Annotated in this window: 26 protein-coding genes; 9 read left to right on the top strand and 17 right to left on the bottom strand. The window is 68.8% G+C overall.

Annotated features, from left to right (window positions below):
• Window position 1: 1 nt before the first annotated feature.
• Genes E5P3_RS00330 through E5P3_RS00320 form a run of 3 tightly spaced genes read right to left on the bottom strand, consistent with a single transcriptional unit; the run spans window position 2 to window position 4,687 of the window.
• Entirely contained in the window at window positions 2–2,287 is a 2,286-nt protein-coding gene (locus E5P3_RS00330; RefSeq protein WP_162584167.1) for a LamG domain-containing protein, read from the bottom strand.
• On the bottom strand, window positions 2,284–3,258 hold the full coding sequence (locus E5P3_RS00325) for a Bug family tripartite tricarboxylate transporter substrate binding protein (protein WP_162584166.1): 975 nt from the start codon (window positions 3,256–3,258) through the stop codon (window positions 2,284–2,286). Before E5P3_RS00325 ends, E5P3_RS00330 begins: the two co-directional genes overlap by 4 nt.
• 28 nt (window positions 3,259–3,286) lie before the next feature.
• Window positions 3,287–4,687, bottom strand: coding sequence for an aminotransferase family protein (locus E5P3_RS00320; protein ID WP_162584165.1), 1,401 nt, complete (start codon window positions 4,685–4,687; stop codon window positions 3,287–3,289).
• Window positions 4,688–4,759: 72 nt separating this feature from the next.
• Here E5P3_RS00320 and E5P3_RS00315 point away from each other — a divergent pair, with 72 nt between their 5' ends.
• A complete protein-coding gene (locus E5P3_RS00315) occupies window positions 4,760–5,674 on the top strand; it encodes a LysR family transcriptional regulator (protein ID WP_162584164.1) in 915 nt (304 codons plus the stop codon).
• 18 nt (window positions 5,675–5,692) lie between these two features.
• Here E5P3_RS00315 and E5P3_RS00310 read toward each other — a convergent pair whose 3' ends face one another.
• The gene (locus E5P3_RS00310) at window positions 5,693–7,012 is read right to left on the bottom strand and encodes an AsmA family protein (protein ID WP_162584163.1); all 1,320 of its coding nucleotides are present in this window, start codon (window positions 7,010–7,012) and stop codon (window positions 5,693–5,695) included.
• 110 nt (window positions 7,013–7,122) lie between these two features.
• Between E5P3_RS00310 and E5P3_RS00305 the strand changes: the two genes are divergently transcribed.
• Window positions 7,123–7,548 (top strand): hotdog fold thioesterase, encoded by a 426-nt coding sequence (locus E5P3_RS00305; RefSeq protein ID WP_068676584.1) that lies wholly within the window; start codon window positions 7,123–7,125, stop codon window positions 7,546–7,548.
• 42 nt (window positions 7,549–7,590) lie between these two features.
• The gene (locus tag E5P3_RS00300) at window positions 7,591–8,955 is read left to right on the top strand and encodes a solute carrier family 23 protein (protein WP_162584162.1); all 1,365 of its coding nucleotides are present in this window, start codon (window positions 7,591–7,593) and stop codon (window positions 8,953–8,955) included.
• On the opposite strand, the gene E5P3_RS00295 is transcribed toward E5P3_RS00300, so the two are convergent.
• Window positions 8,922–9,260 carry a hypothetical protein gene (locus E5P3_RS00295; protein ID WP_162584161.1) on the bottom strand — a complete coding sequence of 113 codons (339 nt, stop codon included), beginning with the start codon at window positions 9,258–9,260 and terminating at the stop codon, window positions 8,922–8,924. The genes E5P3_RS00300 and E5P3_RS00295 overlap by 34 nt on opposite strands.
• 235 nt (window positions 9,261–9,495) lie before the next feature.
• Between E5P3_RS00295 and minC the strand changes: the two genes are divergently transcribed.
• From minC to minE, 3 genes are read left to right on the top strand one after another with little or no spacing between them, the layout of a single operon-like run.
• Window positions 9,496–10,251 carry a septum site-determining protein MinC gene (gene minC, locus E5P3_RS00290; RefSeq protein WP_162584160.1) on the top strand — a complete coding sequence of 252 codons (756 nt, stop codon included), beginning with the start codon at window positions 9,496–9,498 and terminating at the stop codon, window positions 10,249–10,251.
• A 59-nt stretch (window positions 10,252–10,310) separates the two neighbouring features.
• Entirely contained in the window at window positions 10,311–11,126 is an 816-nt protein-coding gene (gene minD, locus E5P3_RS00285) for a septum site-determining protein MinD (RefSeq protein WP_162572238.1), read from the top strand.
• A gap of 3 nt (window positions 11,127–11,129) precedes the next feature.
• Entirely contained in the window at window positions 11,130–11,408 is a 279-nt protein-coding gene (gene minE / locus E5P3_RS00280) for a cell division topological specificity factor MinE (RefSeq protein ID WP_162584159.1), read from the top strand.
• Between the two features lie 13 nt (window positions 11,409–11,421).
• Here the strand turns inward: minE and E5P3_RS00275 are convergent, their stop codons facing one another.
• Both E5P3_RS00275 and E5P3_RS00270 read right to left on the bottom strand, forming a co-directional pair.
• Window positions 11,422–12,342 (bottom strand): alpha/beta hydrolase, encoded by a 921-nt coding sequence (locus E5P3_RS00275; protein ID WP_162584158.1) that lies wholly within the window; start codon window positions 12,340–12,342, stop codon window positions 11,422–11,424.
• A 203-nt stretch (window positions 12,343–12,545) separates the two neighbouring features.
• On the bottom strand, window positions 12,546–13,148 hold the full coding sequence (locus tag E5P3_RS00270; RefSeq protein WP_162584157.1) for a TetR/AcrR family transcriptional regulator: 603 nt from the start codon (window positions 13,146–13,148) through the stop codon (window positions 12,546–12,548).
• A gap of 122 nt (window positions 13,149–13,270) precedes the next feature.
• Here E5P3_RS00270 and phaP point away from each other — a divergent pair, with 122 nt between their 5' ends.
• Window positions 13,271–13,762: a TIGR01841 family phasin gene (gene phaP / locus E5P3_RS00265; RefSeq protein ID WP_162584156.1), complete on the top strand. Its 492-nt coding sequence runs from the start codon at window positions 13,271–13,273 to the stop codon at window positions 13,760–13,762.
• Window positions 13,763–13,985: 223 nt separating this feature from the next.
• Complete coding sequence (locus E5P3_RS35620; RefSeq protein WP_232072928.1) at window positions 13,986–14,132, top strand: hypothetical protein; 147 nt, start codon at window positions 13,986–13,988, stop codon at window positions 14,130–14,132.
• A gap of 6 nt (window positions 14,133–14,138) precedes the next feature.
• Here E5P3_RS35620 and E5P3_RS00255 read toward each other — a convergent pair whose 3' ends face one another.
• The 3 genes from E5P3_RS00255 to E5P3_RS00245 all read right to left on the bottom strand — a co-directional run bounded on the left by E5P3_RS00255 (window position 14,139) and on the right by E5P3_RS00245 (window position 15,614).
• A complete protein-coding gene (locus E5P3_RS00255) occupies window positions 14,139–14,540 on the bottom strand; it encodes an RcnB family protein (protein WP_162584154.1) in 402 nt (133 codons plus the stop codon).
• Window positions 14,541–14,661: 121 nt separating this feature from the next.
• Window positions 14,662–15,015, bottom strand: a complete 354-nt coding sequence (locus E5P3_RS00250) for a hypothetical protein (RefSeq protein WP_162584153.1) — start codon at window positions 15,013–15,015, stop codon at window positions 14,662–14,664.
• A gap of 26 nt (window positions 15,016–15,041) precedes the next feature.
• Window positions 15,042–15,614, bottom strand: coding sequence for a cob(I)yrinic acid a,c-diamide adenosyltransferase (locus tag E5P3_RS00245; protein ID WP_162584152.1), 573 nt, complete (start codon window positions 15,612–15,614; stop codon window positions 15,042–15,044).
• 58 nt (window positions 15,615–15,672) lie between these two features.
• Here E5P3_RS00245 and E5P3_RS00240 point away from each other — a divergent pair, with 58 nt between their 5' ends.
• Window positions 15,673–17,097, top strand: a complete 1,425-nt coding sequence (locus tag E5P3_RS00240) for an FAD-binding oxidoreductase (RefSeq protein WP_162584151.1) — start codon at window positions 15,673–15,675, stop codon at window positions 17,095–17,097.
• 45 nt (window positions 17,098–17,142) lie between these two features.
• On the opposite strand, the gene E5P3_RS00235 is transcribed toward E5P3_RS00240, so the two are convergent.
• The 7 genes from E5P3_RS00235 to mnmG all read right to left on the bottom strand — a co-directional run bounded on the left by E5P3_RS00235 (window position 17,143) and on the right by mnmG (window position 23,790).
• The gene (locus tag E5P3_RS00235; protein ID WP_162584150.1) at window positions 17,143–18,036 is read right to left on the bottom strand and encodes a CsgG/HfaB family protein; all 894 of its coding nucleotides are present in this window, start codon (window positions 18,034–18,036) and stop codon (window positions 17,143–17,145) included.
• 118 nt (window positions 18,037–18,154) lie between these two features.
• Complete coding sequence (locus tag E5P3_RS00230) at window positions 18,155–19,096, bottom strand: ParB/RepB/Spo0J family partition protein (protein ID WP_162584149.1); 942 nt, start codon at window positions 19,094–19,096, stop codon at window positions 18,155–18,157.
• A gap of 5 nt (window positions 19,097–19,101) precedes the next feature.
• A complete protein-coding gene (locus E5P3_RS00225) occupies window positions 19,102–19,644 on the bottom strand; it encodes an RBBP9/YdeN family alpha/beta hydrolase (RefSeq protein ID WP_162584148.1) in 543 nt (180 codons plus the stop codon).
• A gap of 38 nt (window positions 19,645–19,682) precedes the next feature.
• Complete coding sequence (locus E5P3_RS00220; protein WP_162584147.1) at window positions 19,683–20,531, bottom strand: ParA family protein; 849 nt, start codon at window positions 20,529–20,531, stop codon at window positions 19,683–19,685.
• 1 nt (window position 20,532) lies between these two features.
• Window positions 20,533–21,147 (bottom strand): LysE family transporter, encoded by a 615-nt coding sequence (locus E5P3_RS00215; protein ID WP_162584146.1) that lies wholly within the window; start codon window positions 21,145–21,147, stop codon window positions 20,533–20,535.
• 58 nt (window positions 21,148–21,205) lie between these two features.
• Window positions 21,206–21,844 (bottom strand): 16S rRNA (guanine(527)-N(7))-methyltransferase RsmG, encoded by a 639-nt coding sequence (gene rsmG, locus E5P3_RS00210; protein ID WP_162584145.1) that lies wholly within the window; start codon window positions 21,842–21,844, stop codon window positions 21,206–21,208.
• Window positions 21,841–23,790 (bottom strand): tRNA uridine-5-carboxymethylaminomethyl(34) synthesis enzyme MnmG, encoded by a 1,950-nt coding sequence (gene mnmG, locus E5P3_RS00205; RefSeq protein WP_162584144.1) that lies wholly within the window; start codon window positions 23,788–23,790, stop codon window positions 21,841–21,843. Before mnmG ends, rsmG begins: the two co-directional genes overlap by 4 nt.
• Window positions 23,791–23,891: the final 101 nt, after the last annotated feature.

Genomic DNA, 23,891 nt, shown 5'->3' with positions numbered 1-23,891 from the left:
TTCACTCCCTGGGCTCCACGCCGAAGCGGTACAGCACATTGCGCAGCAAGCGGCCGAAGACCGGGTCGCTGCCCAGCACCCAGGCCGCGCCCACGGCGCCGGCGTGGAACACACGGCCGCCCTGGGGGCGCTCCCAGTAGATCATCTCGGCCGAGAGGCCGTCGATGGATTCGGTGAGGTTGGAGAAGCAGTCGAGGTAGGCGTCGAGCCGGCCCGGTACGCGGCGGATGCCGTGGGCGATGACCTCGATGCCCTGCTGCGGCACGGGCAGCGACGCGCCCGGGGGCACCTGCTTCGTCATGCGCGCGAGGGTGGCGATGGTGAGATCCCACTCGTGGCCGATCGCGCGCGGCAGCCCGCCGCCCGGCGCATGGCCGAAGGTCTGGCCTTCGGCGAGGCCCAGCGGGTGCGGCTCGTTGAACAGGACATGCCGCGGCTGCGTCACGTGGTAGACGCCGAAGTCCTCGCCGTCGGCGAAGGCCCAGCCCGCGGTCTCCAGGCCGACGATGTCGGCGGCCGCCCGCCCCGAGGCCTTGAGCCGCCCGCCCCGCGCCCAGTCCTGGCTGTGGTACTGCTCGCCGAAGGGGCCGGCGGGCGGGCCCACCGGCGGCACGGTCTCGTCATGGCCGGGGCCATTGACCTTGCGCTGCTCCATGACCGTCATGTCTTCGTCGTAGCTCACGCGCAGGTACATGGTGTTACCGGAGAGCACGATCGCGCTGCCGCCGCGGCGCAGGTAATCGTCCAGGCCATCCACGGCGGGGGTCGACCAGTACTCGCTGTGGCCGTTGACGATGACGCTGCGGTAGCGCGAGAGCAGAGATGGGTCGCGATGCAGGTCGATGTCGCCGACCACATCGAAGTCGTAGCCCTCGCGCTCCAGCCACACATGGAGACGGCGCTCGAGCCGCGCCCATTGGCTGAAACCGCTGCCTTCGGGGTCGTACAGCGCATTGGGGCTCGCGTTGGGCCACGGCATGCGCAGGCCGACCTGGTAGCAGGGCTGGCCGGCGCGGTGGTAGGTGTAGCTGCAATAGGCGGGGGCCTGCGGATGGCAGCTCTCGAGCCCCGCAGAGCGGCGCGGCCACACGGGATCGTTCACCACGTTCTTCGCGAAGGGCGTGCTCGCATAGGCCAGCCAGCTGTTGACGGCGCACAGCACGAGGACGGGCGCGGGCGCCGCATGCGCGGGCTTGCGGACGATGAACGTGATGTCGTAGTCGGCGTCGCGGCCGTCGAGCTCGAAGCGCAGGCGAGCGACGTAGAGGCCGGGCCTTGCATCCTCCGGGACGCGGAACTCGTGCGTGGCCTCCCAGCGGCAGTCGTAGAGGTCATCGCTCGCCAGCCGCAGGCCATGGCCGCGCGTGGGATCGCTGAAGGGATCGTAGGCCGATTCGGCGTCTTCGTAGGTGCCGACCTTGGCCGGCTCGAAGGCCGGCCCGACGATCATCCAGGTGCCGTGGTTGACGATGCGGCCGCTGCGCTGATGGCCGCTCGCATCGGCCACCTGCGCGCCGCGCTCCTCGCGCAGCGGCCAGCAGGCCAGCACCGAGCGGCCGGTGGGAACGATCAGGCCGCGTGCCGCGAAGCGCTGCGCGATCTCCTGCGCTTCGAGCGCGCGGTCGTAGAGCGCGGGCATCGCCAGGTCGGCGTCGAGAAAGAGGTCGGCCAGGCCGTCGATGGCGGCGGCGCCGAGGCGCAGCGGCGCGGGGCCGGGCCGCAGCTCCTGCGCGGCCTCCCATTGCCCGGCCTGCACGCCATCGATCCATAACGCGGCGACGCGGCCGTTCCACGTGGCGGCCACATGCTGCCAGCGCCGCGCGGCCAGGCGGCCCCGGGCCTGCAGCGCATCGGCGCGAAAGGCGCCGCCACTGCCGAGGTGGAAGCCCAGCGCCCCGCCCTCCTCGATGAAAAGGCCCCAGCCGCAATGCGCCGGGAAGTCGTACTGGCCGATGAGGCTCTGCCGCGTGTCGATGCGCCACGGCTTGACCCAGCATTCCACCGTCAGGCCGCGCAAGGGCAGTGCGGCGGGCAAGCCCTTCTCGACATGCACATAGGAGCCCGGATGAATGGGCTGCACCCGCGCCGCCGAGGGCGCGAAGCGATGCAGCACCACGTCGTCGCTGCGCCCTTCCACATCGCTGCCCAGCCTGCAGACGGAAAGCTGGCAGGCCCGATCACTGCTGACGTGCAAGCGCAGCAGCTCCCCGGCCGCCACGCTCTTGTGGTCGGCATAGCCGTGGACGCCGGGAAGATGAAGAGGCTTGTGCGGGGGAATGGTGCTCATTCGGAGGTGAAGCCCGAGGCCTTGACCACCGGGCCCCAGCGCTTGAGGTCGTCTTCGATGAGACGGCTCAGCTCTTCCCCGCTGCTCGGGTGCGGATCGCTGCTGAGCTTGAGCAGGCGCTCCTGCACCTCCTTGTCGGCCAGCGCCTTGCCCAGCGCGGCGTGCAGCTGGTCGACGATGGGCTTGGGCGTTCCGGCCGGCACGAACAGGCCGGTCCATTCGAGGTTGTCGAATTGCGGCTGGCCCAGCTCCTTCAGCGTGGGCACGTCGGGCAGCAGCGCGGCGCGCCTGGCGCCGTTGACCGCCAGCACCTTGAGCTTGCCGCTCTGCTGGTGGGCCACCAGGTCGGCGATGGGCGTGATGCCGGCCGCGATCTGGTCGCCCAGCAGGTCCTGCACCAGCGGTGCGGCGCCGCGGTACGGCGCGGCCACCAGGTTGACCTTGGCTTCGGCACCGAGCCGGTAGCCGATGAACTGCGCGACGCTGCCGGGCGCGGGCACGCCGTAGCTGGCCTTCTGCGGATCGGCGCGCGCGATGTCGAGCCACTGCTTCACGTCCTTGGCCGGCAGTGCGGCGGGTACGGCGATGCCTTCGTAGAAGCTGGCGACGCGGCCCACGGCCTTGAAGTCCTTCACCGGGTCGTAGCGCACCGACTTCGAGGTCAGCGGCAGCATCACCATCATGTGCATGTTGGCCAGCAGCACGGTGAGGCCGTCGGGCGCGGCGTTGCGCACGTAGTCGGCCGCGATCTGGCCGCCGGCGCCGGTGCGGTTGTCCACCACCACGGTGGTGCCGAGCTCGGCTGCGAGCTTGTCGGACAGGGTGCGCGCCTGCACATCGGCCGAGCCGCCGGCCGGGTAGCCGACGATCAGCTTGACCGGGCCCTTGTTGGTGGCGATCTGTGCGGGCGCGGCAGCGGCGAAGGCAAGGCTGGCGCAGGCCAGCGCGGTCTGCAGGAGACGATGGATCATGGTGAGCCTTTGGAGGATGGGGAAAAGGTCAGGCCGCGAGGCCCTTGCGCGCGATCTCGTCGGCGAGGTCCGCGAGCGATGTCTCGAGCAGCTCGGCCAGCATGTCGATCTCGGCCTCGCTGATGGTGAGCGGCGGCGTGATCATCTGGAAGTCGCCGAAGGCGCCAAGGTTGGCGCGCCGGTTGTAGAGCGCGATGCCATGCTTCAGCCCATGCTCGGTGAGCCGCGCCGGCGCGTTGAAGGACGTGGGCAGCTGCCGCCTGGTGGACTTGTCGGCGACGATCTCGATCGCCGTCAGCAGGCCCTTGCCGCGCACGTCGCCGACGATGGGCGAGCGTGCCGCGATCTCGCGCAGCCGCGCCATCAGCAGCTCGCCCCGCTCGTGCGCCCGCGTGACCAGGTCCTGGCGGATCACTTCGTCGACCACCGCATGCGCAACCGCGCAGGAGAGTGGATTGGTGAAGTAGGTGTGGCCATGCACGAAGCCGCCGCTGGCGGCGACCGCGTCGACGATGCGGTCGGGCGCCAGCAGGCAGCCGAGCGGGGTGTAGCCCGCGGCCAGCCCCTTGGCGAGGGTGACCAGGTCGGGCCGCGCGGCAGGCCAGTGGTGCGCTGCGAGGAAGGCGCCGGTGCGGCCGGCGCCGCTCATGATCTCGTCGTAGATGACGAGCACGCCATGGCGATCGCAGATCTGCCGCACGCGCTCGAAGTACGCGGCCGACGAGACGACCGCGCCGGTCGAGAGGCCGCCGATGGGTTCGAGGATGAAGGCGAGCACGGTCTCGGGGCCCTCGCGCAGGATGGTCTGCTCGAGTTCGTCGGCGCAGGCCATCTCGTGGGAGGCGACCGTGTGGCCCTCCGGCACCCGGTAGGACAGCGGCGCCGGCACCTTGGGCATCGAACGGATCATCGGTCCGTACAGCGTCAGCGTGTTGGCATCGCCGGTGACCGCGAGCGCACCCAGCGTGGAGCCGTGGTAGCTGGGGTCGCGCGAGATCACCTTGCTGCGGCTGCCCTGACCCGTGACCACCGCGTACTGCCGCGCCAGCTTGATGGCCGATTCGTTGGCCTCCGAGCCGCCCGAGACGAAGAAGGCGCGGTCGAAGCCCTCGCCCGCCAGCGCGCAGACACGATCGGCCAGCGCGATGTTGTGCTCGCTCTCGAAGAAGCGCGGATAGGCGAAGCTGACCTTGGCGGCCTGCTCGGTCATCGCGGCGAGCACGCGCGGGTTGCCATGGCCGATGTTGGCCACCACCGCGCCGGCGGTCGCGTCCAGGTAGCGCCGGCCGTCGGCGTCCCACAGGAAGATGCCTTCGCCGCGGGCGATGCGCGGCGGGCGCGGCGCGCCCTTGGGCGCGTAGAAGCCGAGGACGGTGCCGCCCTGGGGCGTATCCCCGACAGTGCGGGCGATGGGAGCCGTGTTGTTCATGCCGGGCACGATACGAACAGAGCGCCCCGGCGGGTAGACGTATCGAGCGATGAAGTGCTATACGTCATGCGCATGAAGCACACCCACGACCGCCTGGACCTGCTCGCGACCTTCATCCGCATCGGCGAGAGCGGATCGCTCAGCAAGGCGGCGCGTCTGCTGGACACCACGCAGCCCACGGTGAGCCGGCGCCTGCTGGAGCTGGAGCGGCTGCTGGGCTGCAAGCTGGCGCTGCGCACGACCGCAAGCTTCTCGCTGACCGACGAAGGCCGCTCGCTGCTGGCCGAGGCGCATGACCTGACCGATCGATGGTCGGGCCTGTCGCACCGGCTGTCGGGCGGCCAGAGCCGGCCCGAGGGCACCTTGCGCGTGATCGGCCCCTCGGGCTACGGCACCGGCTTCCTGACGGACGCGGTCACGGACCTGCGCGCCGCGCATCCGGGCCTGCGCATCGAGCTGACGCTGACCGATCGCGTGGTCGACCTCGCGGCCTCGGGCGCGGAGTGCTGGGTCTGTGTCGGCGAGGTGCGCGACCCGGGCCTGGTCAGCCGCCACCTGGGGGCCATGGAGCGCGTGCTGATCGCCACGCCGGCCCTGCTCAAGCGCATCGGCCCGGTCACGCTGGCACGGCTGCCCTCGCTGCCCTGCGTGGGCCTGGTGCCTTATGTGGAGGGCAGCGTGCGGCTGCTCGACCGGTCGGGCCGTTCGCGCATGGTGCGGCTGGACACACCGATCAAGACCGACAGCCTGCTGTCGAGCTACCGCGCCATCCTCAACGGCGCCGGCATCGGCGCCGCCGCGCCGTGGATGTGCCACGCGGACATCCAGGCCGGCCGGCTCAAGCGGGTGCTGCCGCGCTGGTGGCTGGAGCCGATCGGCATCCACGTGGCGCTGCCGCCGGGGCTGTACCGGCCGGCGCGGGTGACGGCTTTCATCGAAGCACTGAAGCAGCGCATGCACGCGCTGCCGGGATTCAGGCCCGCGTGACGACGAAGGAGCGCCGGCTCAACGCGCCTTGGAGGGCGCGGGGCGCTGCGGCTTCTTCTTCTCGTCCTCGCCGCCGAACAGTTTTTCCACCTGCTGCCCGATGCGCGCGCCGATGGCGGTGCCCACGCCCGGCAGCACGGCCGTGCCCACCGCGGCGCCGGCCAGCGCGCCACCGGTCATCGACAGCTGGGGATCGTCGAGCGTGCCGGCCAGCTTGAGCGGCACGCCGACCATGCCATCGACCAGGTCGATCGCCATCTCGCCGTTCAGGCGTCGATTGAGCACGCTCGCGCTGCCGCTGGCGCTGAGCACGCCGGAGCGCGCCTTAAGGCCGGTGTAGCGCAGCAGGACGCCGTCCTCGGTGTTCTGCGTCTCGACGGTGCCGGTGAGCTCGTCGAGCACGGTCTGGCCGCCGCGCGCGGCGCCGGGCGCGCCGACTACCTTCGACAGGTCGAAGCCCTTGAGGGTCGCGGGCTTCATGGCGAAGCGGGTGCGGGTGTTCAGGTGGCGGATCAGCTCGTCGACGTCATCGCCCTCGCTGCGCACTTCGGTGCGGCCATCGAAGCGGCCTTCGACCGCCTGGTTGCGTCGGAAGGCGCTCACGAGTTCGCCCACGTCCACGCCCCGGGGCTCCAGCTGGGCGCTGAGGCGCAGGGGACCCTTGTCCGGCGCCTGCAGCTCGGCCTGGCCGTTCCAGGTGCCGCCGCCGGCATCGATCTCGACGCGCCAGCGATCTTCCCCGCCCTCGCGCGCGAGACGCAGCCGGGTGGTGGGCGAGACGCCGGGGCGCAGCACTTCCGCCTCGCGCGGGCGCCAGCCGGGGTCGAAGCGCAGCTCGGCGTCGTACGCGAGGGCGATGTCGCGGCGGTTGATCCATGTGATGTCGCGCAGCTGCAGCCGCTCGATCGGGATCTCGGCGGGGGTCCACGCGCCGGCCATCACGCCGGGGAGCTCGCCCTTTTTCCAGCGCCCGCGGAAGGCGCGCACCGAGGCTCGCGGGAGCACGGCGCCTTCGACTTCGAGGGCCTCGATGGCGATGGTGCGGCGCCACAGCGCAACGAGCCGCGGCCGAAGGGCGACATGGCGCACGGTGATCGGCCGCGGCTGCTCGGTGGCGAGGTCGCGCAGCACCACGACCGGCTCCGGGCGCAGCGACCAGCTCGCGCTGCCCACGCGCAGGCCGATGCCGCTCGCACGCTCGAAACTCTCGCTGATGCGGGCCGCGAGTTCCTCGTCGCTCGGCAGCAGCCGCCAGGCGAACCATGCCCCGCCGCCTGCCAGCAGGAGCAGCACGATCACCGAGCCGATGACCCATCGCCGGGCACGCGTCAGCTTCATGGCGCCAGCTTAGATCCATCGCCCGGCGCCCGCATCGGCCGCGGGCTCGTGGCCGTGTCAGGACCAGTCGCTATAGTTTTGGCCGCACCCAACCGAACCGGAGAAAGCGTATGTCCATCTGGAAGAAAGAGATTTCGATCGAGGAGCTGACCCGCAGCCACGTGAACACGGCGGTCGCCACGCTGGGGGTGGAGTTCCTCGAAATCGGCCCCGACTTCATCCGCGGCCGCGTGCCGGTGGACGAGCGCACGCGCCAGCCCTACGGCATCCTGCACGGCGGCGTGTCGGTGGTGCTGGCGGAGACCCTGGGCTCCTGCGGCGCGCACTACTCGGCGCCCGAAGGCCACCGCGCGGTGGGGCTGGACATCAATGCCAACCACATCAGGGCCACGACCTCGGGCTGGGTCACGGGCGTGGCGCGTCCGGTACACCGCGGCCGCAGCACGCAGGTCTGGCAGATCGACCTCACGAACGACGCCGGCGAGCTGACCTGCGTCTCGCGACTGACGATGGCGGTGCTGATCCCGCAAGGCTGAGCCCGCCGGGCGGCCCAGAACAACAACCGAGGAGAAAAGACGATGAGCGATTCCTACCTTCCCCGCTGGCGCGAGGTGGCCGCGGGCCACGCCGCGGTGGTGGCGCCCGACGAGCGCCTGCCCTGGCCGCAGACGGCCGCCATGGGGGTGCAGCATGTGATCGCGATGTTCGGCGCGACCGTGCTGGCGCCGATCCTCATGGGCTTCAACCCGAACATCGCGATCCTGATGAGCGGTGTCGGCACGCTGATCTTCTTCCTGGTCACCGGCGGCCGGGTGCCGAGCTACCTGGGCTCCAGCTTCGCCTTCATCGGCGTGGTGATCGCGGCCACCGGCTATGCCGGCCAGGGGCCGAACGCCAACCTCGGCGTGGCGCTCGGCGGCATCATCGCCTGCGGCGCGGTCTACGTGTTGATCGGCGTGCTGGTGGCGCTCACCAACGAGCGGCACCGCAAGTCGACGCCGATCCGCGGCGTCGAGGTGGAGGAGATCGAGCAGGACGTCGCGGTGCACTGGATCGAGCGGCTGATGCCGCCGGTGGTGACGGGCGCGGTGGTGGCGGTGATCGGGCTCAACCTGGCGAGCGTGCCGATCAAGAACATGGCGCCGACCGGCTTCGACACCTGGATGCAGGCGCTGACCTTCCTGTGCGTGGGGCTGATCGCGGTCTACGCGCGCGGCATGGTGCAACGGCTGCTGATCCTCATGGGCCTGATCGCGGCCAGCCTCATCTACGCCGTGCTGACCAACGGCCTGGGCCTGGGCCTGGGCAAGCCGATCGACCTCGGCCCACTGGCGGCGGCGCCCTGGTTCGGCCTGCCGAGTTTCGCGGCGCCGGTGTTCGAGGTGAACGCCATGCTGCTGATCGCGCCGGTGGCGGTGATCCTGGTGGCCGAGAACCTGGGCCACATCAAGGCCGTGAGCGCGATGACCGGGCGCGACCTCAACCCGTACCTGGGGCGCGCCTTCATCGGCGACGGCATCGCGACCATGGTGAGCGGCGCGGCCGGCGGCACCGGGGTCACCACCTATGCCGAGAACATCGGCGTGATGGCGGCCACCAAGATCTACTCCACGGCGATCTTCGTGGTGGCGGCGCTGATCGCGCTGCTGCTGGGCTTCAGCCCCAAGTTCGGCGCGCTGATCCAGGCCATTCCGCTGCCGGTGATGGGCGGCGTGAGCATCGTGGTCTTCGGCCTGATCGCGGTCGCGGGGGCCAAGATCTGGGTCGACAACCGGGTGGACTTCTCGCAGAACCGGAACCTGATCGTGGCGGCCATCACCCTGATCCTGGGCACCGGCGACTTCACGCTCAAGTTCGGGCAGTTCGCACTGGGTGGCATCGGCACCGCCACCTTCGGCGCGATCCTGCTCTACGCCCTGCTCAACCGCTCGCGCGCCGCCTGAGGCGGGCTCCACCAGTTGGGCAGCGCGTGCGTCCGGCAGATGCGCAAGACGCACCCCATGAGCTCCTGGAACAGGCCCAGCGGGTCTTCCACCATGCGCGCCACCGGGTAGCTGCCGAGCGCGAGTCCTGCGAAGCGGATCTGGACGCTGTCGAAGTAGCTGTACAGCCCCCGCCCCGCGTCGAGCAGGCAGCGTTCCGCCGTGTCGAAGAAATCGCCGCACTGGAGCTCGGCCGCCGGTGCAGCGCCGAGGCTGTAGGTGTACAGGTCCGGGCGCACCGAGCGAATGTCGAGGATAGGTTGCATAAAAGGAGGAAAGGAGGGAAACGAGCAGCCCGGGAGGACTGAAGCGGGCGAGTCTCCAAAAAGAACGCTTGCGTGCGTGTAGGAGTCAAGCGCACGTTGACGCCGGTGTTGCATGCACGGTTCAATATGAAACCCGGTGCAAGAAGTGTTGTGCCCCGTCATCTTTCCGGGAAGCATCGACAGGTTGCCCGCCACTCCCCGTTAGACTCCAACGCTTTTCGCACCCACGTTTTACATGGCCGACGCATCCGCCGCGCGCACCCGAGCGGTTTTCGAATTCAAGAGCGCGACGCTTCCGCTGATCGCCGTGATCCTCAAGACCGCGGACCTGGGCGTGCTGGCCGAGGCGCTGGACGCTCAACTCGCCGATTCCCCCGATTTCTTCGACCAGGAGCCGGTCGTCATCGACCTCTCGCAGCTGGAGCAGAGCGAGGCGGCGGCGGGTCTCGATTTCGCCGCGCTGCGAGCGCTGCTGGCACGCCACCAGACGCAGCCGATCGCGGTGCGCGGCGGCAGCGATGCGCAGAACGCCGCGGCGCGCGCCGCCGGCCTGTCGGTGAGCGCGATGCCGGTGCCGCCCTCACCGAGCCCACGGCCGGCCCCGCCGCCGGCGGAGGCACCCCAGCCCCAGATCGTGCGCGAGGTGCCGGTGCCGGCGAACGGCACGCTGGTGATCGACAAGCCGCTGCGTTCGGGCCAGCAGGTGTATGCGCGCGGCGGCGACGTGGTGGTGACCGCGGTGGTCAGCTTCGGCGCCGAGGTGATCGCGGACGGCAACGTGCACGTCTACGCGCCGCTGCGCGGCAAGGCGATCGCGGGTGCGCGCGGGAACACCGAGGCACGCATCTTCACCACCTGCATGGAAGCGCAGCTGGTCGCGATCGCGGGCATCTACCGCACCGCGGAAGTCGCGCTGCCGGCGGAAGTCGCGGGCAAGGCGGCACAGATCTCGCTGGACGGAAAGAAGATCGTGATGAGCGCCATCGAATGAAGCGCCCATCGGCGCGAACGCGCGCACCTGAACAAACGAAACAGAAGAGAAGGATTCGAATGGCCAAGATTGTGGTGGTGACCTCGGGCAAGGGCGGCGTCGGCAAGACGACCACGAGCGCGAGCTTTGCATCGGGGCTCGCGCTGGCGGGCAAGAAGACGGCCGTGATCGACTTCGACGTCGGCCTGCGCAACCTGGACCTGATCATGGGCTGCGAGCGGCGCGTGGTCTACGACCTGATCAACGTGATCCAGGGCGAGGCCAACCTGAGCCAGGCGCTGATCAAGGACAAGCAGTGCGACAACCTGTTCGTGCTGGCAGCCTCGCAGACGCGCGACAAGGACGCGCTCAAGCAGGAGGGCGTCGAGAAGATCCTCAACGAGCTGAGTGAACAGGGCTTCGACTACATCGTCTGCGACTCGCCCGCGGGCATCGAGACCGGCGCGCTGATGGCGATGCACTTCGCCGACGAGGCGCTGATCGTGACCAACCCCGAGGTCTCCTCGGTGCGCGATTCCGACCGCATCCTCGGCATGCTCGGCTCGAAGACCAAGCGGGCCAAGGAAGGCGGCGAACCGATCAAGGAGCACCTGCTGATCACGCGCTACAACCCCAACCGGGTCGCTGGCGGCCAGATGCTGTCGCTGGAGGACATCCAGGACATCCTGCGCATCAAGCTGATCGGGGTGATCCCGGAATCCGAGAGCGTGCTGCAGGCGTCCAACCAGGGCATCCCGGCGATCCACGACAAGGAGACCGAGGTGGCCCAGGCCTACAGCGACGTGGTGGCGCGCTTCCTCGGCGAAGACAGGCCCATGCGCTTCGTCGAGGCCGAGAAGCCCAGCTTCTTCAAGCGCTTCTTCGGGGGGAGATAAGCAATGTCCTTCCTCTCGTTCCTCCTGGGCGAAAAGAAGAACACGGCGAACGTCGCCAAGGAGCGCCTGCAGATCATCCTGGCGCACGAGCGCAGCAGCCTGAGCGGCAAGCGTCGGCCCGACTACCTGCCGGAGCTGCAGCGCGAGCTGATCGCGGTGATCTCGAAGTACGTGTCCATCAAGGCCGAGGACATCAAGGTCCACCTGGAGAAGCAGGACGACCTCGAGGTGCTCGAAGTCAAGATCGAGCTGCCCGACGGGCCTGCACTGGCGGCGCGCTGAGCACCCTCCCCGGTCAGGCCCTCGCAACGAAGGCAACCACCTGCTGCAGCACCGAGGGCTCCCGCAGGATGCGGCGGTGGCCCAGTGCCTGTGTGGCAATGAGCTGCGCGCCGGCGATGGCATCGCGGTAGGCGACGCCGTCGGCGAAGCGGTTGACGCGGTCGTCGCGGTCATGCACCACCAGCGTGGGCTGTGCGATGCGCGGGCCGACGGCGGCGGGCTCCAGCAGCGGCATCAGGATGCCCTCGCGCGCCTCGATCCGCAGCTGCATGGCGGCGCGCGTGCGCTCGCTGAGGCCGAACACATGCGCGAAATAGCGGGTAAAGGCATGCGGTGACGCGGGCGGCGCCAGCAGGACCAGCCGTTCCGCGCGCAGGCCGCGGCTGGCCGCGTAGGCCAGCGCATTCGCGCCCAGCGAGTGCGCCGCAATGGCCTTGAGCGCGGTGCCCTCCAGCGCCAGCCGGGCGGCCACATAGTCGATGGCCCGCGCGAACTGCGGCAGGTTGCTCACCATGCCGGCGCTGCGGCCATGGGCCGGCATTTCCAGCAGCAGCGGGGCGAAGCCGGCGGCGATCAGGGCCTGCGCCAGCGGGAGCATCTGGCCCGCGTGGCCGCCCCAGCCGTGGATGAGCAGCACGCGCGGCGCCTCGGACGGCGCGGCATCGGGCGTGTAGAGGCCGAGGCTGGCCTCCTCGAACGCCCAGGCCTCGCGTTGCCATCCGGCGTCGGGGCCGTGGCGACGGTTGAGCCACTTGAGCGGCAGCGGGGTGCCGAAGACGCGGTAGGCGGCGCGCACGCCGAACGCGGGCCAGGCGCGCTGCGTTGCAGCCAGGGCCAGGCGCAGGGCGCGCATCCAGGGGCTGGCGCCATAGTAGTTGGAGGCCGCGGCAGAGGGAGCGGCGGCGGTGGAGGTGGTGGACGTGGAGGTCGGCATCGTGGCTTGCGGGTTCTTCAGTACCAGACCCAGTCGTCGTTGCTCAGCGGCAGGCTGCGAACGGTGTCGAGCACCGTACGCACGCCCAGCCCCAGCAGGCAGGCACCCAGAAAGAAAAGAGCGATCAACATGGCTTCTCCTTTATCGCACGTTTGTGCGAAATATGAACGGGCGGTAGGCAGGGAGGACGCGACGCATGGAATTCAAGCCCGGTAGCTGGCGGCCAGCCGCTGCCAGGTGAGCTGGGCCCGGTCTGCGGCGCGCGTATCGCGCAGGAAGCGCGCGTCGTGCAGCAGGGACATGATCAACCCGTTGATCTCGCTGACGAGTTGCGCGGGATCGGTGTCGGCCCTCAGCTCGCCGGTCTCGATGGCCTGCAGCACGGTGCGGCGCAGGGCGGTGCGCCAGCGCGTGACCTCCTCCACCAGCAGGTCGCGCAACTCGCCTTCGCGGTCGTCGAACTCGAAGGCGCCGGCGGTGTAGATGCAGCCGGTCTCGGTCTCGACGTCGCGGGTGCGCACGATCCAGCGCGAGACGATCTCGTCCAGCCGCGCGAATCCCTTGGGTTTCTGCATCGCGGGCACGAACACGTCGGCCAGGAAACGGCGGCCGTATTCCTCGATCACTGCTTTCTGCAGCGCCTCGCGCGAACCCACGCGGGAGAACACACCGCTCTTGGACAGGCCCAGCCGCGTGGCCACGGCCTGCAGGGTGATGGCGTCGAGACCCTCCGCCGAAGCGAGATCCATCGCCGCGCCGACGATGGCGGTGCGGGTCAGCTCGCTCTTCTGGGTCTTGGCATCCATCCGGCAAATTTAGCACAGACGTGCGAAATAGCAAGACCGAAAGAATTGGGGCGTTTGCGGCTTCCATCCAGCCGGGGTGTGGGCGTATCGTGGCGGCTCCAACACAACCCGGAGACACAAGCATGGCAACCAGCAGCAAGACGAGCAGCACGGCCGGCGCCAGGAAGGCGGGGCCGACGGCCGCGGATGATGTCCAGGACGCCTTCATCAAGCCGCTCAAGGGCATGGCCGAGCGTTTGCAGAACCTTCCGCTGGCCGGCGCTGCCAGCACCATCGTCGAAAGCGGGCGCAAGGACCTGCAGGCGCTGATGGAGGCGAACCAGAAGTCCTATCAAGGGCTGCAGACTGTGGTGGCGCGCCAGACCGAGATGCTGAAGGCCTCGATCGAGGAATGGCAGGGCGCAGTGAAGGGCATGTCGCCCGCCGAGCCGCGCGAGAACCTCGCCAAGCTCGATGCCCTGGGCAAGGCGGCTTTCAAACAGGCGCTCGACGACATCCGGGAGCTGTCGGAGCTGGCGGCCAAATCGCAGGCCGAGGCCTTCGACATCGTGAGCCAGCGCATCCGCGACAACGTGGACGAGGTCAGCAAGCTGCTGAAGACGCCGCGCAAGTAGGGGCCCTCGCGGCCGGGCGGCGCCCGCCCGCCGGTGGATTTTGCGAAAAAGGTCCGTGACGGCGTTCGCAGGAAGCGTACATTGGTCTCTTTCGTCTGCGATCGGAGCGATTTTGGCCAAGGCATCGACTTCTCTTCCCACGCGCAACCTTTCCCCCGCGGCAGCCGATCGGGCCACCGCGAGGGAAAGGCTGCGGCAGGCTCTGCCCGCCACGGTCAATCTCTTGAAACAGCGTCAGGCCGACCAGATCGCCCCGGCGGACATCGAGGCCTACGTGGCGCTCAATTGGCTCGAGTGGCACGGCGGCGGGTTGCGGCTCACCATCACGGGACACAACGTGTGTGCCCAGACCGCCGCCACCGCCGCCTGACCGAGCTCAGTTCGAGGCGATGATCTGGGCGATCAGCCCGGTCGCGATCGCCGCCAGCACCAGGTTGCCGTCCGCGCTCACCCAGTGATAGCCGCTGGGCGGCGCCTGCACCCGATGGGCGCGCCAGTCGCTGACCTCGTGATAGTGGCCGCGGTAGGTCGGCGGCAGGTAGCCGCCGCGACGCCAGTTGCGACGGTCGTCCCAGCGGCGATGGTCGTTGGCGCGTGCGTCCCAATGCCCGCGGCGGTCGTGGTCGCGATCGAAGCGTTGCGAATGGCGCGGCCCATTGTCGTCGTGACGGCCGCGATCCCCGTAGCCACCGTCGCGCGCCAGCGCGCTGCCGGCCATGCCGAGAGCCAGCACGGCGGCGACGATGCTTGTACGGGTCCTGATGCGCTTGTTGTTCATTGCGACTCCTTCAGTGCGTTGGAACATGGGTGCAGTATGGAAAGCCCATGTATCTCCGCAGCGCGGCACCGGTGTGGCCGGCATGAAGGGTGTAAGCGCAGGTAAAGACCCTCTGAACGGATCAGGGCGCGCTGCCCTGCGGGCCTACAGCCGGTTGCGCCCCACGGCCCTGCCCGCCGGGCAGTTTGCGGCCCAGCGATTCACCGAAGTTGCGGATCGGCCGGCTGGCGCGCTCGGAGGCGTTGCCGATGCCCCGGCGCGTGGCCGAGTCGGCGTTGTCGATGCCGCGGCCAGCGGCATCGGAGCCGCGCTGGATCCCGCCCAGGACCTTGCCGTTCTGCGGCGGCGCCTTGAGCGTATGAGCGCGCTGCGCGGTGGGTGGAGCGTTGGCGTTCTGCGCGGCTGCGGCCGTCGGCAGCACGAGCCAGGCTGCGAGCGCGGCGGCGCAGGCGCACGAGAGGGGCTTCATGGGCATGAGTCGGTCTCCGGAAATCGGGTCTTTCATTCGTCGGCGTCGGCGGCGCGCGCCAGCCGCTCGCTCTTCCAGTACACGTCGTCGCCGCCGTCCACGCGATTGAGCACGCGCGCGAGCACGAACAGCAGGTCGCTCAGTCGATTGAGGTACTGGCGCGGGGCCTCGTTGAGCTCCACCTCGGCACCGAGCGCGACGACCGCGCGCTCCGCACGCCGCGCGACAGTGCGGCACACATGCGCCTGCGCGGCCGCGCGGGTGCCCGCCGGCAGGATGAACTCGGCCAGCCGAGGCAGCGCCGCATTGTGTTCGGCGAGGGCGTTGTCGAGCTGCAGCAGCGCATCGGCCTTCAGCAGCGTGAAGCCGGGCATCGACAGCTCGCCGCCCAGGTTGAAGAGCTGGTGCTGCACGTCGACCAGCAGCTCGCGCAGCGCCACCGGCATCGGCTCGCACAGCAGCAGGCCGATGTGAGAGTTGAGTTCGTCCACATCGCCCATCGCGTGCACCCGCCGGTGGTCCTTGGGGACGCGCGTGTTGTCGCCGAGGCCGGTAGTGCCGTCGTCGCCGGTGCGCGTGGCGATCTGCGTGAGTCGGTTGCCCATGTCGCTGTCTTCGTGGAAGCTGGTTCGTAGAATGGTAGCCCCCTCTGGAGACCCGCCGATGAACGCGCCCACCGCCCTCGCCCATCTCACCCCCGCCATTGCGCTGCGCGACGTGCCGGACGCATTGCTCCAGGCGCTGAAGGCGCGCTTCGGCGAGCAGTGCTCGACCGCGCTGGCGGTGCGCACGCAGCACGGCCGCGACGAGTCCTCCTTCGATGCGCCGCCGCCCGCGGCCGTGGTCTTCGCCGAGAGCACGCAGGACGTGGCCGACGCGGTGAAGCTCGCAAGCGAGTACAGCGTGCCGGTGATTCCCTTCGGCGTCGGCTCCTCGCTCGAAGGCCACCTGCTCGCGGTGCAGGGCGGCATCAGCGTGGACGTGAGCCGCATGAACCGCGTGCTCTCGGTCAATGCGGAGGATCTCACGGTCACGGTGGAGCCCGGCGTCACGCGCAAGCAGCTCAACGAAGAGATCAAGAGCACGGGCCTGTTCTTCCCCATCGACCCCGGCGCCGATGCCTCGATCGGCGGCATGACCGCCACGCGCGCCAGCGGCACGAACGCGGTGCGCTACGGCACCATGCGCGAGAACGTGCTCGCGCTCGAGGTCGTCACCGCCAGCGGCGAGGTGATCCGCACCGGCACGCGCGCGAAGAAGTCATCGGCCGGCTATGACCTCACGCGCCTCTTCGTCGGCAGCGAGGGCACGCTGGGCGTGGTGACGGAAATCACCCTGCGCCTCTACCCGCTGCCCGAGGCGGTTTCGGCCGCGATCTGCTCCTTCCCGAGCATCGAGGCCGCGGTGCGCACCACCATCGAGATCATCCAGCTGGGTGTGCCGATCGCGCGCGTGGAACTGATCGACGTGAACACGGTGCGCATGGTGAATGCGTACTCCAAGCTGGCGCTGCGCGAGGAGCCGATGCTGCTGATGGAGTTCCACGGGTCGCCGGCCGGCGTCAAGGAGCAGGCCGAGACGGTGCAGGAGCTGGCCAGCGGCCACGGCGGCAACGCCTTCGAGTGGGCCAGCACGCCGGAAGAACGCACGCGGCTGTGGACCGCGCGGCACAACAGCTACTTTGCGGCGGTGCAGTCGCGCCCCGGCTGCCGCGTGATCTCCACTGACACCTGCGTGCCGATCTCGCGGCTGGCGGACTGCCTGCTCGAATCCGTCGCCGAGGCCGATGCGAGCGGTATCCCCTACTTCCTCGTCGGCCACGTGGGGGACGGCAATTTCCACTTCGGCTATCTGCTCGACCCGAACGCGCCGGAGGAGCGCGTGACCGCCGAGAAGCTCAACCACGCACTGGTGTCGCGCGCGCTGGCGCTCGAAGGCACCTGCACCGGCGAGCACGGCGTAGGGCTGCACAAGATGGAGTTCCTGGTGAACGAGGCCGGCGTCGGGGCCATCGACATGATGCGCACGATCAAGCGCGCGCTCGACCCCAGGAACATCATGAACCCGGGGAAGATCTTCAGCCTCTGAGGCGGGGGACCGGGGTCGGACCTCCGGCACCCGCGCCCCTCCGATCTACTTTCGGCGGCGCGCCGGCGCGCGCTCGGCCGGTGCCGAGGTCTGCGACGGCGCCACCCCGCCGTCCACACCCAGCCGCCCGCCGCCGCCCAGGCCCTGGCCCTGCACCGTCTGCGCCTTGTAGTTGCGCAGCGAGACGACCATCTGGTTGAAGGCGTCCATGAAGGCGGCGCTGATCACCTTGCCCTGCGCCGTGTTGGTGTAGCCGCCCAGGCCGCCTGCGCCGCCGCTGCCGAAGACCGAGCCGAAGGCACCGAAGTCGGTCTTGGAGGCGCTGCCCTCGGAGGCGGCGACCTGCACGCCCGAGCGGTTGTCGATCAAGGTCAGCAACGCGCTGGCTTCCTTGGTCTGGAGGTTGCCACCCACGGCCGCCAGCACGCCGCTGTAGCGCCCGCCGACCAGGCCGCCGAGCGAACCGCCCATGCCGCCAGCATTGCTGTTGTTGAAGACGATCTCGGGCGAGAGGCCGTAGTCGGAAGCCACCATCTGCCCGCGGCCGAAGTTGCTGCCCTGGCGCATCTCGCCCGAAGCCATCAGGTCGCGTTCGCGCGACATGGCGTTCATGCCGGCCGCGCCGCGCTCCACCACCACGAAGCAGTTGGACTGCTGCACCAGCAGGCGCAGCAGGTTCGCGGTGGGCGGAAGGCGGTATTCGTTGCGCAGGATGGTGTACCAGCCGGCCGACTGGTTCTCGATCAGCGAGACGGTGCCCAGCGGCGAGGCGCAGCGCTCGAGCGCGCTGCTGGTGTTGGCCGAGGCGCTGCCGGCGGCGCTGCCGGTGGCTACCGTCTTCGCGCTCTGGCTGCCCATCTGCATGTCGGTGGTCTGGCAACCGGTCAGGAAAAGCGCACCCACGGCGACGGTAACGAGCGAAAGACGGGCGGTGTTCATGGTCGGAATCCCCTCAGAGTACTTTCAGGTTATAGGTTAGAAAAAGTAACCGGCAGAGCATAGGCGGAATGAAGGCCCCGGACAACTGTCCGGAAGCTAGGACTTCCCGACTTAGCAATTAGGCCGTTTGGCGGATGCGGTCGATCAGGCCGTTGAGGGCCTCGAGCGACCCGAAGTGGATGACGAGCTCGCCGCTCTGCTCCACCCGGCCACCGCGCTTGCTGCGCTTCTTGATGCGCACCTCGACCTCGGCTGCGAGCAGGTCCGCAAGTTCCTCCTCGACGCGCTGCAGGTCGCGCGACTTGTCTGCACCGCCGCGCCGCACCGGCGGGCGCAGGCTGAACTCGGCGCTTAGTTTCTTGACCAGTGCCTCGGTCTCGCGCACGGAGAGTTTCTTGGCCGCGATCTGGTTGGCGGCGGTGATCTGCGTGCCCTTGTCGAGCGACAGGAGAGCGCGCGCATGGCCCATGTCGAGGTCACCCGCCATCAGCATGGCCTGGGCAGGTTCAGCCAGGTTCAGCAGGCGCAGCAGGTTGCTGGCGGCGCTGCGCGAACGGCCGACAGCCTGCGCCGCTGACTCGTGAGTGAGCCCAAACTCGGAGACCAGGCGTTGCAGGCCTTGAGCTTCCTCCAGCGGGTTGAGGTCTTCGCGTTGGATGTTCTCGATCAGCGACATGGCCGCCGCGGCCTCGTTCGGCACGTCCCGAACGAGCACGGGCACGCTGTCGAGGCCTGCCAGTTTGGCGGCACGGAAGCGCCGCTCGCCGGCGATGATCTCGAACTCGGCGTTCTTGGCGCGCGAGGCGTCGCCATCGAGGCGCCGCACCAGGATGGGCTGCATGATGCCCTGCGCCTTGATGCTCTCGGCCAGCTCGTAAAGCGCGCCCTCGTCCATCCGCGTGCGCGGCTGGTAGACGCCGGGGACCATCTGGTCCAGGTTCAGGGTGGTCGGGTTGGGCGGCGCGGCATCATCGTTGGCCGAGCTGTCGGGGCCGGTGAAGGTGGGCCCGAGCAGGGCTTCGAGTCCGCGGCCGAGGCCCTTGGGTTTCTTGGTGGCCATCGAGGTCATTCTTCTTTCAGGAGTTCGTTCAGCAATTGCCGGCCTTCGGGCCAGTCCCCCAAACCGGATTCGCCGTTGAGGTGGCCGCCCGGACCGGCATCGTGGTAGCAGGCGCCCCAGTCGCGCGCCATTTCGCGGGAGCGTGCGGCGCTGCAGTAGGGGTCGTCGTTGGCGGCGATCATCAGCGCCCGGAAAGGCAGGCGCTCGCGCACGATCGGCGCCCAACCGGGGATCATCTGGCGCAGATCGTCGCGCTCCAGATCGCCCGGGGCAACCAGGAAGGCAGCCTGCACCTTGCGAGTGTTGCGCGAATGGGCGGCCCAGGCGGCCACGAGGATGCAGCCCAGGCTGTGCGCGACCAGGGCCACGGGGCCGGGCGCGGCCAGCACCTCCTCCTCGAGTCGGGCCGCCCAGTCGCCGCGCAGCGGCCGCATCCATTCATGCTGCTCGACACGGCGGTCGCCATGAACCGCCTCCCATCGGCTTTGCCAGTGCGGCGGGTCGCTGTTCTGCCAGCCGGGCAGCAACAGGATGGTGGGCGTGGGCATCTGCTGCAATATGGATAGCAAAGAAGGCCGACAGGGACTCAGGCGCCGTCCGGGTCCTGCACGGTGACCGGCGGGGCCTCCATCGGCACCGGCGCCGGTGCGGCACCGGCGAGCGCGCTCGCCGGCGGCATCTTCCGCACCAGTTCTTCCGCGAAGGCGACGAAGGCCTGGCTGCCCCGCGCCGCCGGATCGAAGATCACCCCCGGCAAGCCATAACTGGGGGCCTCCGCCAGGCGCACATTGCGCGGGATCACGGTATCGAACACCTTGTCGCCGAAATGCGCCTTGAGCTGCTCGCTGACCTGCTGCTGAAGCGTGATGCGGGGATCGAACATCACGCGCAGCAGGCCGATGATCTGCAGGTTCTTGTTGAGATTGGCGTGCACCTGCTTGATGGTGTTCACCAGATCGGTCAGCCCTTCGAGCGCGAAATACTCGCACTGCATGGGCACGATCACGCCGTGCGCGGAGCACAGGCCGTTGAGCGTCAGCAGACTGAGGCTCGGTGGGCAGTCGATCAGGATGAAGTCGTACTCGGCGCCGACGGTCACCAGCGCCGTGCGCAGCCGCTTCTCGCGGCGGTCGAGCGTCACCATCTCGACCTCCGCGCCCGCCAGTTCGCGGTTGGCGCCCAGCACGTCGTAACCGCACTTTTCGGATTTCACCCGCGCCTCGGCCACGGAGGCTGACTCGAGCAGCACGTCATAGACCGTGGTTTCCAGCTGGCGCTTGTCGATTCCGGAACCCATGGTGGCGTTGCCTTGTGGGTCCAGGTCGATCATCAGGACCCGCTGCCCCACCTTGGCCAAGCCAGCAGCGAGATTGACGGCGGTCGTGGTCTTGCCCACGCCTCCCTTCTGGTTCGCGATGCAGAAGATCTTGGCCATGCTACTGAGAGGCCGCCAGCTTGGCGCCGAAGCCAATCAGGAAGACGCCAGCCAGCTTTTCGAGGAGAGCCTTGATGCGGGGATTGGCCCGCAGGCGCTCCGCCAGGAAGTGCGTGAGCAGCGTGGCGCCGAGGCAATAGGCAAAGGTCAACGCCGCGATCGTCAGGGCCATCACACCGAAGGTCAGCACGCCCTGGTGGCGGGCCGGGTCGACGAAGAGCGGGAAGAAGGCCATGTAGAAAACGATCGCCTTCGGATTCAGCAACGTGATCATCATTGCCTGCCGGAAGTACTGCCGCGGACGGATGTTGAGGATTGGCGCGGCGCCGGGCTTGGCGGTGAGCATCCGGAATCCCAGCCAGGCCAGGTAGGCAGCACCCAGCCACTGCACTGCCTTGAAGGCCGGTGGGTAGGCACTCAGCAGCGCAGCAACCCCCGCCACGGCCGCCCACATCAGGACTTGGTCGCCTGCAATCAGGCCGAGGGCGGCCGCCAGCCCGCCGCGGATGCCGCCCTTGCCCGTGGAGGTGATGATGGCCAGATTCCCTGGCCCGGGGATCGCCAGAAAAACGATGATGGCGACAACGAACGCGCCGTAGTCAGCGATGCCGAACATGGATTTGCCTCGGAAGGGGAGGCTTCGAGTCTAAGCGAGGTCGGTGAGCCAAGGTCGCTCAAGCCGCCTGTTTTCGCGCCCAGACGATGCAGCGGTCGGCGTCCAAGCCGGGAACACGCAGTTGTTCCACGTGAAACACCTCGATCTCGGCCGGCACCTGGGACAGTTCCTCGCTTGGCGTCTTGCCTTTCATGGCTAGCCAAAGGCCACCGGGCGCGAGCAGATGCTTCGACCCCTCAAAGAAATCGGGCAAGGACGCGAAGGCGCGCGAGCAGACCAATTCAAAGCTGCCGGACAGCGACTCCACCCTGCCGTGCGAGCCCCGCAGGTTCGGCAAGCCGAGTTCAGCCGCCACTTGCTGGACGAAAGCCGCCTTCTTGGCGACCGCGTCCAGGCATGTGACTGTGATGTCGCCGCGCACGATCGCGATCACCACCCCCGGCAAACCGGCACCCGTCCCCACATCGAGCAGCGCCGCCCTCCCCGGCCACTCACGAGCCAAGGGCCCGATGACGGACAGGCTGTCGAGCAAGTGATGGGTCAGGACGCTCGTGGGGTCGCGCAGCGCAGTCAGGTTGTAAACCTTGTTCCATTTCAGAATCAGCGCGGCGTAGGCCAGAAGCTGTTCGCGCTGGCGGTCATCCAGGCTCAGCCCGAGCGCCGCCGCGCCCTCGCGCAACTCCCGATCGGAACTCATTCGCCGACTTGCTGCGACTCGGCCGCCGCGTTCTGTGCGAAGGCGCGTTGTCCGCCCTTGCGCAAGTGGATCATCAGCAGCGAGATAGCCGCCGGCGTCACGCCGGAGATGCGCGAAGCGAGTCCCAGCGTTTCAGGCCGATGCTTGGCCAGCTTCTGCCGTACCTCGAAGCTCAGCGCCTTGACTTGCCCGTAATCGAGATCGGCCGGGAGCTTGAGATTCTCGAAATGCGCGGCCCGCTCGACCTCGTCGTGCTGCCGATCGATGTAGCCGGCATACTTCGCGGCGATCTCGATCTGCTCGATCTCCGATTCGCCCAGCGCTTGGGCTGACGCATATTTGCCGCCGTCCAGCGACATTAACGACGCATAGTCCACATTGGGGCGCCGCAGGAGGTCGCCGAGGTTGTACTCGCGCTCGATGGCTTTGCCGAGAACGCGCTCCGACTCGCTGACCGGCAGGTTCCGCGGATTCACCCAGATCGAACGCAGCCGCTCTGTTTCACGTGAAACAAGATCGCGCTTGCGCGAGAACGCTTCCCATCGCACGTCGTCCACCAGCCCCAGTTTGCGGCCCGCCTCTGTCAGGCGCATGTCGGCGTTGTCCTCGCGCAGCTGCAGCCGGAACTCGGCCCGACTGGTGAACATGCGGTAGGGCTCGGTCACGCCCTTGGTGATCAGGTCGTCGACAAGGACACCCAGGTAGGCCTCGTCGCGACGCGGCAGCCAAGCCGCCTCGCCGCGGCACAACAGCGCTGCGTTGATCCCGGCGAAGAGCCCTTGGGCTGCGGCCTCTTCATAGCCGGTGGTGCCGTTGATCTGCCCAGCGAAGAAGAGCCCCTGTATGACACGCGTTTCGAAGCTGCTCTTGAGCCCGCGGGGATCGAAGTAGTCGTACTCGATCGCATAGCCAGGCCGCAGGATATGCGCGCTCTCCAGCCCTGCCATCGAGCGGACCAGCTGGTACTGGATATCGAAGGGGAGACTGGTGGAGATCCCGTTCGGGTAGTACTCGTTGGTTGTCAGCCCCTCTGGCTCCAGGAAGATCTGGTGGCTTTCCTTGTCGGCAAAGCGGTTGATCTTGTCCTCGACGCTGGGACAGTAGCGCGGCCCCACCCCGTCGATCTTGCCGGTGAACATGGGGCTGCGGTCGAAGCCGGAGCGGATGATCTCGTGCGTGCGGGCATTCGTGTTGGTGATCCAGCATGGCATCTGCTGCGGATGCATGTCCGCCCGGCCCATGAAGCTGAAGACCGGCATCGGCCCTGCCCCGCCCGGCATGCCGTCCCCGGGCTGTTCGACGCATTTGGAGAAATCGATGCTGCGGCCGTCCAGCCGCGGCGGCGTGCCGGTCTTGAGCCGGCCCTGCGGCAGCTTCAGCTCCTTGAGCCGAGCCGAAAGACTGACCGCCGGCGGATCGCCCGCCCGGCCGGCCTGGTAGTTGTCGAGGCCGACATGAATCCGGCCATCGAGGAAGGTGCCGGCCGTCAGCACCACGGCGCGCGCCCGGAACGCGATGCCGACTTGCGTCACCGCGCCCACCACCCGGTCGCCCTCGATCATCAGGTCGTCGACCGCCTGCTGGAAGAGCGAAAGATTCGGCTGGTTCTCCAGCCGCCGCCGGATCGCCGCCTTGTAGAGCACCCGGTCGGCCTGCGCGCGCGTCGCCCGCACCGCCGGGCCCTTGCTCGAGTTGAGGATGCGGAACTGGATGCCCGCCTCGTCTGTCGCAATCGCCATCGCGCCACCGAGCGCGTCGACCTCCTTGACCAGGTGCCCCTTGCCGATGCCGCCGATCGAGGGGTTGCAGCTCATCTGCCCCAGCGTCTCGATGTTGTGGGTGAGCAGCAGGGTGCGGGCGCCCATGCGCGCCGAAGCCAGCGCGGCCTCGGTGCCGGCATGGCCACCGCCGACGACGATCACATCGAATTCTTCGGGATACAGCATTGGGGAGGGGCGCACTTGCGCGTGCGCTTGCGGAAAGGGGGTGTCGATTTTAATCGCGCAGGCCGCAGCCATAGGCCCGCAGGGGCAAGGCCACCGGGCTG

Origin of the sequence: Variovorax sp. RA8 (assembly GCF_901827175.1) — a bacterium.
Taxonomy (GTDB): domain Bacteria; phylum Pseudomonadota; class Gammaproteobacteria; order Burkholderiales; family Burkholderiaceae_C; genus Variovorax.
This window is presented reverse-complemented; position numbering and strand designations above follow the sequence as displayed.